Source organism: Streptomyces sp. NBC_01260 (assembly GCF_036226405.1).
GTDB classification, from domain to species: Bacteria; Actinomycetota; Actinomycetes; order Streptomycetales; family Streptomycetaceae; genus Streptomyces; species Streptomyces laculatispora.
This window is the reverse complement of the sequence record NZ_CP108465.1, coordinates 67,033-82,853: the sequence shown is the minus strand read 5'-3', so window position 1 is coordinate 82,853 and position 15,821 is coordinate 67,033. Positions and strand designations below refer to the sequence as shown.

Annotated in this window: 13 protein-coding genes; all 13 read right to left on the bottom strand. The window is 72.3% G+C overall.

All coding sequences use genetic code 11. The features are described from left to right. Positions 1–355 precede the first annotated feature (355 nt). Positions 356–1,237, bottom strand: coding sequence for an ester cyclase (locus tag OG322_RS41160; RefSeq protein ID WP_329307832.1), 882 nt, complete (start codon positions 1,235–1,237; stop codon positions 356–358). 37 nt (positions 1,238–1,274) lie between these two features. Next, entirely contained in the window at positions 1,275–2,486 is a 1,212-nt protein-coding gene (locus tag OG322_RS41155) for an FAD-dependent oxidoreductase (RefSeq protein WP_123471673.1), read from the bottom strand. Positions 2,487–2,531: 45 nt separating this feature from the next. After that, on the bottom strand, positions 2,532–3,524 hold the full coding sequence (locus OG322_RS41150) for an aldo/keto reductase (RefSeq protein ID WP_123471751.1): 993 nt from the start codon (positions 3,522–3,524) through the stop codon (positions 2,532–2,534). Between the two features lie 88 nt (positions 3,525–3,612). Further along, on the bottom strand, positions 3,613–4,707 hold the full coding sequence (locus tag OG322_RS41145) for a 3-oxoacyl-ACP synthase III family protein (protein WP_206432518.1): 1,095 nt from the start codon (positions 4,705–4,707) through the stop codon (positions 3,613–3,615). Continuing rightward, on the bottom strand, positions 4,704–7,088 hold the full coding sequence (locus OG322_RS41140; RefSeq protein WP_329307831.1) for a beta-ketoacyl-[acyl-carrier-protein] synthase family protein: 2,385 nt from the start codon (positions 7,086–7,088) through the stop codon (positions 4,704–4,706). Before OG322_RS41140 ends, OG322_RS41145 begins: the two co-directional genes overlap by 4 nt. Before the next feature lie 38 nt (positions 7,089–7,126). Continuing rightward, the gene (locus OG322_RS41135; RefSeq protein WP_123471670.1) at positions 7,127–8,428 is read right to left on the bottom strand and encodes a beta-ketoacyl-[acyl-carrier-protein] synthase family protein; all 1,302 of its coding nucleotides are present in this window, start codon (positions 8,426–8,428) and stop codon (positions 7,127–7,129) included. Between the two features lie 28 nt (positions 8,429–8,456). Next, on the bottom strand, positions 8,457–9,737 hold the full coding sequence (locus tag OG322_RS41130) for a beta-ketoacyl-[acyl-carrier-protein] synthase family protein (protein ID WP_123471668.1): 1,281 nt from the start codon (positions 9,735–9,737) through the stop codon (positions 8,457–8,459). Between the two features lie 18 nt (positions 9,738–9,755). Beyond that, positions 9,756–10,184 (bottom strand): holo-ACP synthase, encoded by a 429-nt coding sequence (acpS, locus tag OG322_RS41125; RefSeq protein WP_123471747.1) that lies wholly within the window; start codon positions 10,182–10,184, stop codon positions 9,756–9,758. Between the two features lie 61 nt (positions 10,185–10,245). Next, positions 10,246–10,659, bottom strand: coding sequence for an acyl carrier protein (locus OG322_RS41120; RefSeq protein ID WP_123471666.1), 414 nt, complete (start codon positions 10,657–10,659; stop codon positions 10,246–10,248). Positions 10,660–10,727: 68 nt separating this feature from the next. Further along, positions 10,728–11,726 (bottom strand): ACP S-malonyltransferase, encoded by a 999-nt coding sequence (fabD, locus tag OG322_RS41115; protein WP_185095752.1) that lies wholly within the window; start codon positions 11,724–11,726, stop codon positions 10,728–10,730. Continuing rightward, positions 11,723–11,950: an acyl-CoA carboxylase subunit epsilon gene (locus tag OG322_RS41110; RefSeq protein WP_123471664.1), complete on the bottom strand. Its 228-nt coding sequence runs from the start codon at positions 11,948–11,950 to the stop codon at positions 11,723–11,725. The genes fabD and OG322_RS41110 overlap by 4 nt, the downstream gene beginning before the upstream one ends. Positions 11,951–11,952: 2 nt before the next feature. After that, entirely contained in the window at positions 11,953–13,590 is a 1,638-nt protein-coding gene (locus tag OG322_RS41105; protein WP_241200540.1) for an acyl-CoA carboxylase subunit beta, read from the bottom strand. 178 nt (positions 13,591–13,768) lie between these two features. Further along, positions 13,769–15,664 (bottom strand): AfsR/SARP family transcriptional regulator, encoded by a 1,896-nt coding sequence (locus OG322_RS41100; RefSeq protein WP_329307830.1) that lies wholly within the window; start codon positions 15,662–15,664, stop codon positions 13,769–13,771. Positions 15,665–15,821 lie beyond the last annotated feature (157 nt).

The following is a 15,821-nucleotide window of genomic DNA, read 5'->3' as shown; positions in this document are numbered from 1 at the left end:
CTGCGAGGGGAGGCGAGGCCGGCGCTGTCGAGGGGACGGTGCGACGCGGCGGGAACGTTCACACCTGCCGTCGCGGGCTTCTCCTCGAGCGGGAGCAGCACTTCTGTGTACCGCCTCCCGGTCGGGGCTCACTCGAGGGCCGTTCATGGGTGTGGACATACGACGATGGGCCCGCGCCGGCGGGGGATGTGCGGCGCGGGCCCATCGGCTCATAGACCCCTACGGGCGGGCCCGCCCGGCCTGCGGTCGGCGTCCGTGCGATGAGCGGGATGCCGTTGCGAAGCCGGGGGAGGCCCCAGTCTGCCGACCGGGCCTGGAGGGCGGCTCGAACACGGGTCGGCAGACGGTGCACCGGTCAGCGGTGTCCGTCCGACCGGTCCCGGACGAACTGCGGCGGCGCCGTCCAGTCGAGTCCCGCCTCCTCGTAGGAGGTGGCGGGGCCGGCCCAGGGGTCCTCGCCGTGGATGTCGAGGATCCGCTCGCGCAGCCACTGGTCGAAGGGGTTCTTCGACTGGGCCCAGCGCTTCCTGGTCCGCTCCGGGTCCGCGGTCTCGAAGTGCACGATCACGTGGTCCCGGTCGGCCCGCGGGTCGACGCGCAGCACCTCGCTGGTGATGCCCAGTCTGCGCCGGGAGGCCTCGTACTCGCGCCGGCGCGACCCCTGCAGCTCGGCTACGAGCCGTTCCCAGGCCAGCGGCTTGCCGGAGCGGATCGGCACGGTCCGGGTCACGGACCGGGTGCCCTCCGCGGCGCGGCGGCGGCCCTTGCGCGGTGCCAGCAGCCGCATGCCGAGCGCGGCGAACATGTTGGACGACACGCTGTGCTCCCAGCGTTCGGCGATCCGGCCCTCCTCGTCGAACCGCCAGATGACGATGCCGACGGAGAGGAACGAGCGCCCGGTGGGTGCCATGCCGAGCAGTTCGCCCAGGTGGGTGCCGCGCCAGGTGTTGTGGATGACGACCATGTCGTCGTGCGCGCTGATGTCTTCGATGGTGACGTTGAAGTCGGGGACCGCCTCGCGCAGGGAGGCGATGGTGTACTTCACGCCCTCCAGTCCCTCGGGTGCGCCGGGCAGGCCCGCGTGGTCGACGACGTCCGGCCGGTAGTGCTCGTCGGCGACCGAGGTGTCGCCCCGGTTGATGAACTCGGCGAAGACGCGCTGGATGGTCGCCTTGTTTCGCTCCTGGACGCTCTCCCACAGGGATTGCACCGGTTTGGTGGTGGCCGCAGTGGTCACAACAGCAGTCCTCTCGTCGTGGCGGTTACGGACGTACTCAGGCCGCGGTGGCGGCGACATCGGCCGCCCACCGCGTGCCGTAGGCAACGTGGTCGCGTTCCGTGGACTGGAAGGTCTTGTTCCAGGTCAGGCCCATCACCCGGTCCCGCAGCCAGACGGCGGCCGGGTTCTGCAGGGAGCCGAGCACGCCGATGCGGTGGGCGAGCAACTGCATGGGCCGGGTGCGCTCCTGCCGTTCGGTCTCGTAGGCGCGCAGGGCCTCGGTGACGCCGAGGCCGGGCGTGGTGAGGTGTCCGGCCAGGACGAGACCGTCCTCGATGGCCTGGCAGGCGCCCTGTCCGATGTTGAAGGTCATGGCGTGCGCGGCGTCGCCGAGCAGGGTGACCCGGCCGCTTCCCCACACGGAGTCCGGCTTGCGGTCCAGGACGTCGCCGCGCAGGATGCTCGACGGCACGGTGGCGTCGAGGATCTGCCGCACCCTCGGGTCGGCCCAGCCGGCGTGCCGGTCGCGCAGCATGTCCAGGGTCTGTTCGGGCGTGCCCGCGTCGCGGCCGCCCTCGGGGCCGTCGGCGACGCTCATCCAGTGCACGACACCCGGGGCGATGTCGTAGTACGTGAAGCGGGTCCCCGGGCCGAAGAGGGCCTGGAAGGTGCCGGGCGGGAACTGGTCGGAGCCCAGTTCGGCGTGGCCGCGCCAGGCGATGTAGCCGGTGTAGTCCGGGGGCTGGGGGCCCAGCAGCTGGGCGCGCACCGCCGAACGGACGCCGTCGGCGCCGATCAGCAGGTCGCCCTCCTCGGAGCTCCCGTCCGCGAAGTGCAGGCTCACCCCGTCGGCGTGCTCGGTGTACCCGGTGACCTCGGCGCCGGTGACGACGGGCGCGGTCACGGCGTCCCGCAGAATGCCGTGCAGGTCGGAACGGCCGATGGCGACCGTGGGCTGGCCGTAGCGCTCGACGAACTCGCCCACCGGCCATACCCCGATGGGCCGGCCGGCCGAGGTCGCGAAGTTGCACTCGGCCTGGGCGGGGGCGATCGCGGCGACCTGGTCGGCGACGCCGAGCCGGTCCAGAGCGAGCATGCCGTTGGTCCAGATGTGCAGTCCGGCGCCGCCGTCGCGCAGCTGGGGCGCGCGCTCGAAGACGACGGATTCGATGCCCTGCTGCTGCAGGGCCAGGGCGGTGGCGATGCCGCCGATCCCGCCGCCGGCGATGAGTACACGGCGTAGGAGGCGAGGCGTCTGCGCGGACATTTCTTTCTCCCAGGAGATAGTGACGGTTGCCTGAAGAAGCGGGACTCAGCGGCTCAGCGCGGGCATCTCGGCGTCCGGGTAACGGTTCCCGGCGGTGACGCCGTACGGGGCGATGGCGTCGATCGCCGCCAGGACGTCGGCGGAGAGTTCGACGTCGGCCGCGGAGACGTTCTCCTCGAGGTAGGTGCGCCGCTTGGTGCCGGGGATGGCGACGACATCGTCGCCGCGGGAGAGCACCCAGGCGAGCGCGAGCCGGGTGACGGTGGTGTCGGCAGCGGCGGCGAGTTCGCTGAGCCGGTCGACGACCGGCAGGTTGCGGCGGATGTTCTCGTCCTTGAAGCGCGGGGCGATGCGCCGGAAGTCGAGGCCCTCGGGGATGTCGGAGGTGCCGCGGATGGTGCCGGTCAGGAAGCCGCGGCCGAGCGGGCTGTAGGCCACGAACCCGATGCCGAGCTCGCGCACGGTGTCCAGTACGCCGTTGACCTCGACGTCCCGGGTGAACAGCGAGTACTCGGTCTGCACGGCGGTCAGCGGGTGCACCGCGTGGGCGCGCCGGATGGTCGCGGGCCCTGCCTCGGAGATGCCGAGGTGGCGTACGAGCCCGGCCTGGACGAGTTCGGCGAGCGCGCCGAAGCTCTCCTCGACGGGGACGTCGGGGTCGACGCGGTGCAGGTAGTAGAGGTCGAGGTAGTCGGTGCCCAGGCGGCGCAGCGTGCCCTCGATGGAGCGGCGGATGTAGTCGGGACGGCCGTTGAGCCGCCATGTCAGCTGTCCGTCGGCGACCTCGTTGCCCACCTTGGACGCGATCACGACCTTGTCGCGGCGCCCGGCGACGGCCCGGCCGATCAGTTCCTCGTTGGTGTACGGGCCGTACATGTCGGCGGTGTCCAGCAGCGTGACGCCGAGCTCCAGGGCCCGGTCGATGGTGGCGCGGGCCTCCTTCTCGTCCGCTTCGCCGTAGCCGAACGTCATGCCCATGCAGCCAAGGCCCTGAGCCGGAACGACCAGTCCGGGCTTTCCCAGCGTGCGGTGCTTGATTGCCACGTGATGCCTCCTGCGACTGCGCCCCACGACGGAGGCGGCGTGAAATGAACAGCGATGACTTGCTGAGTCGGGGGACGGCCGGTCAGGCCGTCAGCGGCGCCCGCCAGGTCAGTGACAGACCGGTGTAGACGTATCGGCTGGCCTCGATGCCGAGCAGCACGATCCGGTCGCCCGGCTTGATGCGCCCCGAGGTCCAGCCCGCGTCCAGGGACAGCGGCACCGCCGCGGAGCCGGTGGCGCCCACATCGGCCAGGTTCTCCACGACCCGCCCGTCCAGGGCCCTGATCTCCTCGTCGGACATGCCGGCGGACGCGAACTCGTCGGCGAAGTAGTCGGCGTTGCCCTCCGGCAGCACGATCGCGTCGAACTCGTCGAGCGCCCGGCCGTCCTTGCGCGCCATCTCCTGGATCGCGCGGACGAACACCTGGGGGCTGAAGGTGGTGGTGCCGGACACGTCGACCTTCATCTGGATCAGCTGGCGCCTGCGCAGCTGCTCCGCCTGCGAGACGTCCGTACCGCCTCCGATGATCTCCATGCCGGGCTTGCGCAGCCCGCCCACGCACGCGTTGACGTAGGCGAACCGGTCCGCCGTATCGCCCGCGGGCTCGGCGCGCAGCACCACGGCGCCCGCGCCGTCCCCGAAGGTGTACAGCGTCAGCCGGTCGCGCATCCGCACGCGGTCCGGCGCCTTGCCCAGGAAGTGGGGCGCCAGGACCGGTGATCCGGCCTCGCTGCCCACCACGAGCGCGGTGCGTGCGGTCCCGTCGGCGAGCTGCCGCCGGGCCAGGTCGAGTGCCTGCACCCAGCCCGCGCAGGCCCCGCGGATCTCGATCGCGGCGACGCTCTCCAGACCCAGGTAGTGCTGCAGGGTGGTGGCCACGTTGGGCAGGCTGTACTCCGGCGTCGCCGTGCACACCACGATCAGGTCGAGCTCCTCCGGCTCCACACCGGCCCGCTCCAGGGCCTGTCGGGAGGCGCGCTCGGCCATCCGGCTGTTGTTGATGCGGTGCTCGCCGGTGACCGGGTCGATCATCCAGTACCGGGTCTTGACCTGGATGCCTTCGAGGATGTCGTCCGGCAGCGGCCCGACGTACTTCTCCAGCGTGGCGTTGTCCAGCGGTTCGCCCGGCACGTAGGCACCGGTGGAGAGGATCTTCACGTCGTACGCAGTGGTCATCGGACGGGCTCCGTTGCGGGAAGGGGGACGGGGGACAGGACGAGCGAGGTGTGCGTGCCGCCGAGGGACGAGCTGTTCACCAGGACGGGGCCGCGGTCCGTGCCCGTGCGCCAGGCACCGAGGGCCAGCACCGCCGACAGGTGGGCGCCCGCGCCGGCCGGCTCGCCCAGCACCCGCTTCGGAGTCTCCACGCGCACCCGGCCGGTTGCGAACACCCGTTCCACAGCGGCCTGTTCGGGACGGTCTGCGGTGGCCAGACCCGCCGCGTTCGCCCACACCGCCGCCACCTGGCCGGGACCGAGCCCGGCGTTGCGCAGGGCCCCGCGCATCGCCCGCTCCACACCGGCACCGGACGCGTCCCAGCGGCCGATGCCGCACGCGTCCGACGCGGTCGCATGCCCCAGGACCACGGCGTGGACCGTCGCGCCGCGCCGCTCGGCACTGGTCCGGCGCTCCAGGACCAGCGCGATGCCCGCCTCGGCGAGCGTGTACCGGCGCCCGGCCGCCGAACCGAACAGCGGGATGCTGCGGTACGCGGCCAGCGTGGCCGGCGAGAACGCCTCCACCGCCGGCACCAGGAGCCGCTCGGCGCGCCCGGCCCGCAGCATGTCGTAGGCGACCCCCAGGGCGGCGGCACCGGCCGCGTGCCCCGAGCTCAGCGTCGACGTGGGCCCCCTGGTGCCGAGCGCCATGGCGACGTGACCGGCCGCGCCGTTGTACACGGTGTTCGTGAACACGGCCGGGTTGGCTTCCTGCGCGCCCTCGGCCAGCACCGGAAGGGTGAAGCGTTCGCCGCTCTCCATCGGCCCGATCGCGGTACCCAGCACCACACCGGTGGCGGCGACGACGGCCGCGTCGGCGGCCGTTGCCGACGGGTCCGTCAGACCCGCCGCGGCCAGCGCGGCCCGGCACGAGGCGATGGCCAGCTGGGAGACCTTGTCCATGCGCCGGCGCTCCCGGGGCGTGCCGGCGACCGAGCGGTCGAACTCGGCCCGCGCCACCCGCAGCCCGTCCTGCGGCGCACCCTGCCGGCGCCCGGCCGCATACGCGTCCCACAGTGCCTCGGCGCCCTCACCGGCCGGGGTGATCACCCCGAACCCGGTCACCACGATGTCGTCGGGGCCGACGGCCGGAGCCGGCGCGCCGGGGCCTGTGGGGCGGGCGAAGGCGACGCAGGCGTTGGCGCCGGCGAACCCGAAGTTGTTGGACAGCGCGGTGTCGAGCACCATCGGGCGGCCCGTTGCGGCCACCGGGTCCAGACCGCACTGGGGGTCCGCCTCGGTGAAGGACGCGGTGGGCGGTGCCACCTGGTCGCGCAGGGCGAGGACGGTGACGATGCCCTCCACCGCGCCGGCCGCGCCGAGCAGATGGCCGATCATCGACTTGGTGCTGGACAGCGCGACCTTCTCCGCCGCGTCACCCAGGACGGCCCGCACGGCGTTGCTCTCCGCGGAGTCGTTCTTCTGCGTGCCGGTGCCGTGTCCGTTGACGTACCTGATGTCGTCGGGGGCCAGGCCCGAGGAGGCCAGCGCCGCACGGATCGCCCGGGCCGCGCCCTCACCCTCGGGGTGCGGCGCCGTCGGGTGATAGCCGTCTGCGGACAGGCCGTAGCCCAGTACCTCGGCGACGACGGGGGCACCGGTGCGCTCGGCCGCCTCCCGCGACAGCAGGACGAGCATCCCGCCGCCCTCACCCAGGGTCAGGCCGGCCCGGTCCATGGAATAGGGGGCCGCGGGCTCGGGAGAGAGCGACCACAGGCTGCTGAACCCGGCGAACGCCGACTCGGTGAAGGCGTCGCTGCCGCCGACGAGCATCGCGTCGGCGGCACCCGCCCGGATCACCTCCAGCGCGTGCGACAACGCGTGGGCGCTGGCGGCGCAGGCCGTGTTGGCGCTGAGCACCGGTCCCTTGAGACCGAAGGCCGCCGACAGAGCCTCCGCACCGGCCTGCGGCGGCACGAACGTGTAGCGGTGCCAGTCCGGTTCGGTGCCGTCCTGCACCTCGCGCAGGGCGAGTTCGGCGCTGCGCCAGCCGGCGTGGCAGGTGCCGTAGGCCACGCCCCAGCGTTCGGCCGGAATGTCCGTTCCGACCCGCAGGCCCGAGGCTGCCATGGCCTCCTCGGCGGCGGTCAGCGCGAAGTCGATCGACCGGTCACGGACGTCGCTGTCCGGGACGTACTCGTACCCGGGCGAGACGGGTACGGTGACCTCGCCGCCCAGGCTGGTCTGGTAGTGGTCCATGGGCAGGCGGCGCACGGGCGAGATCGCCACCCGCCCGGCGCGCACCCCCTCCCACAGGGCCTCGGCAGAGCCGCCGAGCGGGGTGATCGCACCCACTGCGGCGATCACCACGCCGACGGTCTTGTCAGGAACGTCAGTCATGCGTCTGCTTCCTTCTGCGGACTGGGCTGCTCAGCCACTCACGCCGGCCTGGACAGGGTGAGGGCCACGGCCTGTCCCTCGATGCCCCGGGCCAGCGCCATCGCGTGGGACGGCCTGGTCTCCCGGGCGGCGCCACGGACGTGGGCCAGGGCGCACGCCGGGTCGGGGCGGTCGAGGTTGAGGGTCGCGGGCACGGCCCCGTGGTGCAGCGCCAGCGCGGCCACCGCGGCGTTCAGTGCGCCGCCGCCGCCGACGAGATGGCCGGTCTGCGGCTTGGGCGTGCTGACCGGCACCGTCGGGGCCGCCGCACCCAGCGCGGTACGCAAGGCGATGGCCTCGCTCACGTCCCCGATGCGGGTCCCGGAACCGTCCGAGGCGATGTAGCCGAGGTCGCCGGCATCCAGCCGGGCGTCCTCGAGCGAGCGCCGCACCGCGCGGGCCAGACCTCGGCCCTCGGGGTCCACCGCCGGTGGCGTACGGGCGTCGTGGCCCGCGCCGTAGCCGGTCAGTTCGGCGTAGATACGGGCGCCTCGGCGCAGTGCCGCCTGCTTCTCCTCCAGCACCAGCAGGGCCGCGCCCTCGCCGGGCAGCCCGCCGCTGCGGTCCTGGTCGTAGGGCCGGTAGGCCTCCGGCCCGAGGTCGTTGCGGGTGGTCAGGATGCCGAGCCGGTCCAGGAGCGTCATCGACCACCAGCTGGTCGCGTCGTCGTAGCCGCCGGCGATCGCCACGTCCGCGTCGCCTCGGCGCACCGCGCGCATGGCCCGGCCGATGGCGTTGGCGCCGGCGTCCGCGTACCCCGCGAAGAAGGTGCTGGAGCCCCGGATGCCGTACGTCTGCGAGATGTTGAACACCGCGCCGGACGGCAGTCCCTCGACGAAGAACAGCGGCGGCATGATGACGTCGCCGTGCCGGGCGAGGTGCGCCAGGTCGGCCGTACCGTCCGGGCGGCGGATCACCTTCAGTTCATCGATCAACTGCTCCATGCGGCCCAGTGACTTGTTGCCGCCGAGGTACAGGCCCGCCCGGTACCCGAGCTCGTCGCCGCCGTCCATCTTGTGGGGCAGGCCCGCGTCGTCGAGGGCGAGCCGGGCGGCGGACAGCGCGAGGCTGTCGCCGCGGTTGACGGTGCGCAGCTGGCGCCGGGTGGCGTACCGGGTGGCGTCGAACTCGGGCATCTCGCCGCCGAGCCGGGTCTGGAGCGGCTGCGGGTCGTACGCCCGGATGTGGCCGATCCCGCTCTCGCCGTCGACCAGCGCCTTCCAGTTGGCCTCGTGGCCCTCCCCCAGCGCGGTCAGCAGGCCGATGCCGCTGACGACGACCTGACGTCCGCTGCCGCTCATCGCGCTCCTCCGTGTCGCTGTCGGATGGTCATCGCTTCGCCCCGTGCTCCTCGTAGCGCCCCACGACCAGTCCGACGTTGGTGCCGCCGAAGGCGAACGCGTTGACGAGGGCATGCCGTACGTCCTGCTTGCGTGCCGTGTTCGGGACGAAGTCGAGGCCGAGCCGGCGGTCGGGTGTCTCCTGGTTGATGGTCGGCGGCACCACCCCGTTGTTGATCGCGCCGATCGCGGTGAGCAGGCTCAGCGCCGCGGAGGCCGCGGTGAGGTGGCCCGTCATCGACTTCGGCGAGCTGATCACCAGCCGCTCGGCGGCGTCGCCGAACACCTTCCTGATCGCCGTGGTCTCCGACAGGTCGTTGCCCGGGGTGCTGGTGCCGTGCGCCACGACGTAGTCGATGTCGCCCGGCTCCAGTCCGGCGTCCGTGATCGATGCCTCGATGGACTCGATGGCGCCGCTGCCGTCCGGCGGTGAGTCGGTCATCCGCCAGGCGTTCAGGCTGGTGCCGTAGCCCAGGACCTCGGCGAGGATGTGTGCCCCGCGGGCGCGGGCCGCCTCCAGCTCCTCCATGACGAGGACGATGCCGCCCTCCCCGAGGACGAACCCGGAGCGCTTGTCGTCGAAGGGGCGGCTGGCCCGCTGCGGGTCGTCGTTGTACTCCTTCGTCAGCGCGCCCAGCAGGCCGAAGCAGAGCACGTCGAGCCAGGTCGTCAGGGAGTCGTAGCCGCCCGCGAGCATGAGCGTGGCGTCGCCCTCCTGGATGCTGCGGAAGGCCTCACCGACCGCGTGCCCGGAGGCCGAGCAGGCGGTGGACATTCCCAGCATCGGGCCGCTCGCGTCCAGCATCCTGGCCATCGCCGCGGATGCGATGTTCTGGCTGTACTCCAGTGCGCTGGAGGGCGCGTAGGTGGTGAACGCGTCGTCCCGGCCGGTCCGGTCGCGCAGCGCGCCGACGTCCACCAGCCACTGCAGGTCCGGCCGGTCAACGCACGCACCCATGGCCACGCCCATGGCCGCGCCGTCGTAGGTGTCCTTGTCCACCCCGGCGTCGCGCAGCGCTTCCCAGGCCGCGCCGACACCGAAGGTGCCGGGACGCAGCAGATGGCGCAGGCCGACCGAGGCGGGCACCTCGTCCCGCAGCCGGTAGTCCTTGACCTCTCCGGCGATCGTCACGTCAAAGCCGGTGGTGTCGATCGTGGTCAGCCGGCCCACTCCGCTGCGTCCTTCGACCAGTGCCTGCCAGGTGCTCGGCGCGTCGTTGCCCACCGGCGTGACGGCGCCCACGCCGGTGATGACGACCCTGCGGCTCATCGCGGCGCCCCTGTCTCGTCAGGCCTCATGACGTTCGTCTCCTTCTCCCGTGTACGTGGTGCGGTCCGGTGCGTCGTGCGGAGTCGAGGGGTGGCACACCATGACGGCGTGTGCGACGGCGAGACCCGCGCTGTGGCTCAGCGTGAGTTCGAGGGAGTACATGCCGAGGGATCGTGCGACCACCTCGACCTCGCCGGACAACCGCACCCGGGGGCGGCCCGCGCGGTCGTTGACGACCTCGATGTCCGTCCACTCCATGCGCGGCCCCATGCCCGTACCCAGGCTCTTCAGCACGGCCTCCTTGGCGGCCCAGCGGCCGGCCAGATGCTCACCGGCGCGCTTGCGCCGGTAGCAGTAGGCCAGCTCACGAGCGGTGAACACCCGCTCCTGGAGCTCCGGTTGCGAGGTCATCAGCTCCTCGACCCGGGAGACCTCCGCCAGGTCCATCCCGGTGCGTACCCTCAGCAGCGGCGAGGCGGCGCCGTGCGATGACCGCCCCGCGCCCCGCTCATGCGGCGGCCGCAGCGAGGGCGGCACGTGTAGTCACCAGGTCCGTCAGGTTCTGCACGGTGAACAGGGTCAGCACCTCGTCCGCCGTCAGCTTGCCGGCCAGCTCCTCGACGTCGATCTGCGGCAGCGACTTCTTCAACTGGGCCAGCCCGGCGTCGTTGATGATGTCGTCCTCGTCGGCGAACTCCTCGTCGGGTATCCCGCCCTGGAGCAGCTCGGCGATGTCCGAGACCTTGATCTTCACGTCCGCCGCCTTCTCGATGCGGAACAGGACGTCGAGCAGGTCGATGGACTCGGCGTCCAGGTCGCCCAGCAGTGTGGCCTCGGGCACGGCCTCCTCGATATCGATGCCGAGAGCGTGGGCGACCGCCTCCTGAACGATGGTGCCGAAGTCTTTACCGTCGTACGACATGTGTCCTTGCCCTTCGTAGGTGAGTGGAGATGCCCGAACCGGGCCGCGCGGTCGTCGGTTCGTGCGGGTCAGGAAGCCACCGGCTCCTGCCACGTCTCCGATGCCAGCTCGCCGTACAGAGCCGTGAGCCGGCGAGGGTCTCCGGTGGAGCGGGTGCGGGCCTCCCCGAGGGTGCGGCGGGCGAGCCCGCTGAGCACCCGGCCGGGACCGATCTCGGTGTACGCGCCCACCGGGTGGCGGGCGGCCGTGCGCAGCACCTCGACCCAGTGGACCGGGCTGGTGAGCTGGCGCCGCAATAGTTCCCTCGCCTCCTCGCCCGAGCCGATGTAGGTGCCGGTGACCGAACTGATCACGGGCAGCACCGGGTCGGCGAACGGGTGGGCGGCGAGCGCCTCGGTGAACTCCTCCTCCACAGCCGACATCAGCGAGCAGTGGAAGGGTGCCCCGACGTCCAGCGGCACGACCTTGTCGGCGCCGGCTTCCAGTGCCGACCGGCCGGCCACCTCGACGGCGTGGGCGTGGCCCGAGATGACCGTCTGCAGCGGGTCGTTGTAGTTCGCGACCTGGACCAGACCGAGCCCCTCCGCGGTACTGCAGGCGGCCTGCACCTGGTCCGCGGTCAGGCCGAGGACGGCCGCCATGGCGCCGGGCACCTCGCGGGCGACCTTGCCCATCAGCCGGCCGCGCAGCTGCACCAGCTGCAGGGCCGACTCCAGTGACAGCACTCCGGCCGCCACCAGCGCCGGGTACTCGCCCAGGCTGTGGCCCGCGGCCGCCGCCGGGTGGTAGCCGGCGTCGTGCAGCAGTTCCCACACCACGAGGCTGGTGGCGGCGACAGCGGGCTGGGTGATCTCGGTGCGGGCGAGCTCCGCGGCCGTGCCGCTCGCGCAGATCCGCGACAGCGGGAGGTCCAGGATCTCGTCGGCTCGGGCGAACAGATCCCTGGCCGAGGGGTAGGTGTCGAGCAGGTGCCTGGCCATGCCGGGCCGCTGCGAACCCTGTCCGGGGAACATGGCCAGGCAGCCGACGGTCGTGCCATCGCTGCCGGGGCCGGTCCAACCGGTCATCGGATCGTCCTTTCGTGGGTCGGTGTGCGCTGCCATCCGGCCGCGTCCGGTGCGACGGCCGGCGGATGGGGCCAGCCGGCCCGCCGGCCCCAGCGGCGCTCGGTGGCCGGGGAGTCCGGCTCGCCGGATGTGCCGCGCAGTGCGGCCAGCACGGTGAGCAGTCCGGCCAGTTCCTCCGGTGTGGGGTTGCCCCGCAGCACCATGAGCGGGGTGGTCTCCGGCATGCTCACAGAGGCTCGTTCCCGTGCTTGCGGACGGGCTGCCGGGCCCGCTTGGTGCGCAGCATGTCCAGGGACTTGATCAGCACCCGCCGGGTGTCGGCCGGGTCGATGACGTCGTCCACGTGTCCGCGCTTCGCGGCGACGAAGGGGTTCATCAGCTGTTCGGTGTACTCGGCGACGAGCTCCTCGCGGAGCTTCTCCGGGTCCACCGCGTCGCGCAGCTGCCGCCGGAAGATGATGTTGGCCGCGCCGTCGGCGCCCATCACGGCCGTCTGGTTGGACGGCCAGGCGAACGACAGGTCGGACCCGATCGACTTGGAGTCCATGACGATGTAGGCGCCGCCGAACGCCTTGCGCAGGATGACCTGTACCCGGGGCACGGTCGCCTCGCAGTACGCGTACAGGAGCTTCGCGCCGCGCCGGATGATCGCGTTGTGCTCCTGGTCGGTGCCGGGCATGAATCCGGGCACGTCGACCAGCGTCACGATCGGGATGTTGAACGCGTCGCAGGTGCGCACGAACCGGGCGGCCTTCTCCGAGGAGTTGATGTCCAGCACCCCCGCCATGACGGCGGGCTGGTTGCCCACGATGCCGACCGTGTGGCCGTCGAGGCGGGCCAGCGCGCACACGATGTTCGGTGCCCAGGCCGCCTGGACCTCCAGGTAGTCGCCGTCGTCGACGATGTGGCCGATGACCGTCCTGATGTCGTACGGCGTCCGGTCGTCGACCGGGACGAGGCGCAGCAGGTCCTCGCAGCGACGGTCGGGGTCGTCCTGGGGCCTGCTGTACGGCGGCGTCTCGGCGTTGTTGGACGGCAGGTAGGAGAGCAGTTCCCGTACGCCCTCGAAGCAGGACTCCTCGTCCGGAGTGACGAAGTTCGCCACACCGGTGCGGGTGCTGTGGGTGTGCGCGCCGCCGAGCTCCTCCTGCGTGACCTTCTCGCCCGTCACCGCGTGCACCACGTCGGGCCCGGTGATGAACATGTTGGCCATGCCCTCAACCATGAACGTGAAGTCCGTCAGCGCCGGCGAGTAGACGGCGCCGCCCGCGCACGAGCCGAGCACGACGCTGATCTGCGGGACCACGCCTGAGGCGCGGACGTTGCGGGCGAAGAGTTTACCGAAGCCGGCCAGCGCGTCGATGCCCTCCTGGATGCGTGCGCCGCCGCCGTCGTTGAGGCCGATGACCGGGGCGCCGACGGAGTCGGCGAAGTCGAGCAGCTGGTGGATCTTCGCGGCGAACGTCGCGCCGAGCGCGCCGCCGCGCACCCTGGCGTCGTGAGCGAAGACGAAGACCGTACGGCCGTCGACCTTGCCCCAGCCCGTGATCACTCCGTCGCCCTCGGGGTGCGAGTCCTCCATGCCGAAGCCGACCGCCCGGTGTTCGGCGAACAGCCCCAGCTCGGTGAACGTGCCCGGGTCGAGGAGTTCCTCGATGCGCCGGCGGGCCAGCAGCTTGCCCTTGGAGAGATGCCGGGCGTCGGCGTCCGGATCGTGCCCGAAGTGGGCCTGCGCCCTGCGGGTGCTCAGTTCGTCGGCCAGTTCGGCCATCGTGGGGGGGTGCGCCGGTTTCGCGGGCCGGGGCTGTGTGTCGGCCCCGTCGAGGTCCGGCAGCACGGCCTGGGGAGTGTCCGGAGGCGTCATTTGCGGTCCCAGTCCTTCCTGCCCTGTCGCATGGGTGGCTTCGGAGACGACTCTCCGGCACCGTGATGGGCGCTGGACTGGAGTGCCTCTTGACCGCAGGTGTATTCCCAGGTGAGTCCCCGGTGCGTGTTCTTTGGACCATGCCGGGCCGATCCGAGGACACGCCTGCGGAGAGCCCTCAGATGGACAGCGGGACGGCCTCGTCCAGGGCGGGGGTGGCGGCGGCCTCCTGGCCGGAGCCGAGTTCCTGCGCGAAGCTGCGTTGCAGGCCGTCGAGGCGGTAGCGGGTGGGCTGGTCGGCCGTCGCGGGGGCGGCCACGCTCAGGAAGTACGCCTCCACCAACTGCTCACAGGCGTCCTCGACGGTGGCGAAGTCCTTGCCGAGGACCGGGCAGGCCAGATGGGCGTCGAACTCCGACATCGGCAGATGGCCCAGGCAGCACAGCGCCTCGCGGGCGTCCTTGGGCAGCGCGTTGTACGTCGCCCTGAAGCTGGCCCGCACGCTCAGCGAACCGTGCGCCAGCTCGTCGAGGCGCCGGCCGTCGTCGCTGAGCCGCTCCGCGTACCGGCTCAGCGACCAGTGTGGGCGGGTGTTGAGCCGTACCGCCGCGGCGCGCAGGGCGAGCGGCAGCCCGCCGCAGTACCGCGCGATCGCGGCCGCGGCCGACGGTTCCCGGGAGACCCGCTCGGGCCCCAGCAGCCGGGCCAGCAGCCGGACGCTGTGGCCGTTCGGCAGTTCCGCCAGATGCGGGACGCGGGCGCCGAGCGGTGCGCTGAGCCGGCCCCTGCTGGTGATCAGCACCGCGGTGTCCGCGCTGCCCGGCAGCAGCGGTTGCACCTGCTCGTCGTCGGCCGCATCGTCGAGGGTGAGAAGCAGGTGGCGCCCGGCGAGGGCCAGCCGGTACACCTCGGCGCGCTCGTCGGGGTCGGCCGGCAGCCGGTCGGGGTCGGTGCCCAGCGCACGCAGCAGCCGGCCCTGCACCGCGTGCGGGTCGGCCGGCCGGCCGGTGCTGCCGCGCAGCGCCGCGTACAGCTGGCCGTCGGGGAAGGCGGACCGCAGCCGGTGCCCGAGGCGCACGGCCAGCGCGGTTTTTCCGACGCCGCCGCCGCCGACCAGGACCACCGCGGGCGGCTGTGCGTCGGTGGGCTGGGTCAGGGTCCGCTGGAGCACGTCGAGTTCACGCTCGCGCCCGATGAAGTCGGGGAGGTCGATCGGGAGCATCTGCGGGATGTGCGGGGCAGTGGTGACCGGGAACACGGCGGCGGCCGGCGTGCCCGGGCTCTGCGGGCCGGCGCCGCGTATGTCGCCGCGGTCGGGGGACAGGGCGGGGACAGCCGTCCCGCCGCGCAGGATCGTCTCGTAAAGCCGCTGCAGCCGGCGCGACGGGTCCGTGCCGAGGTCCTTGGCGATCAGCCGGCGGATCGACTGGTAGTACTCGAGCGCGTCGACGCTGCGTCCCTCCAGATAAAGCGCGAGCATCAGCCGCTCGCAGAGCTGTTCGGAGAGCGGGTCGGTCAGCAGTGCCGCGCGCAGCTCCGCGAGGACGGCGCCGGGGCGTTCGAGGCGGATCTCGGCGTCCGCCCACTGGCTGAGCGCCTCGTGGTGCAACTGCCTCAGCGTCTCCCGGAGCCGGGCGGCCCAGTCGCTCTGCATGCCACTGAGCGCGTCGCCCCGCCACATGTGCAATGCCTGCTGGAGCAGCGTGCTGCGCTCCTGGTCGCCGAGTCCCTCCTGCTGGGCCCTCTTGAGCAGCCGGCGGAACCGCACCAGGTCCACGGCGCCCGGATCGGCCGAAACCTGGTAGCCGGCCGGGGTTCGGATCAGCCCGACCGGCTCGGACAAGCCGTCCGAAGCGAGCGCCCGGCGCAGCCGGGTGATGTAGGTATGGACGACATTGCGAACCCCCGCGGGCGGCCGGTCTCCCCAGACGCGGTCGACCAGGGACTCAAGCGGTAACGGTCGTTCCGGATCGACCAGCAGCACACCGAGGATGCTGCGCTGCCGCGCGGGGCCGAGATCAGCCAGGGCATGGCCCGTCCAGAGTTCTATCGGTCCCAGTATTCGGAGCTCCATCGAAGATCACCCGTATTCCTTCAGTGGCCGGAAAACTAACCCTGGCCGGTGCAGCGCCCCTTGATTTCCGCTCTGTCGCGGACTCGTGGACGTCTGCACGGTGAGGTCGGGGCCGGTGCTGCGGGTGATTGCGGTGATGCCGCGGTCGGGGTCCGCC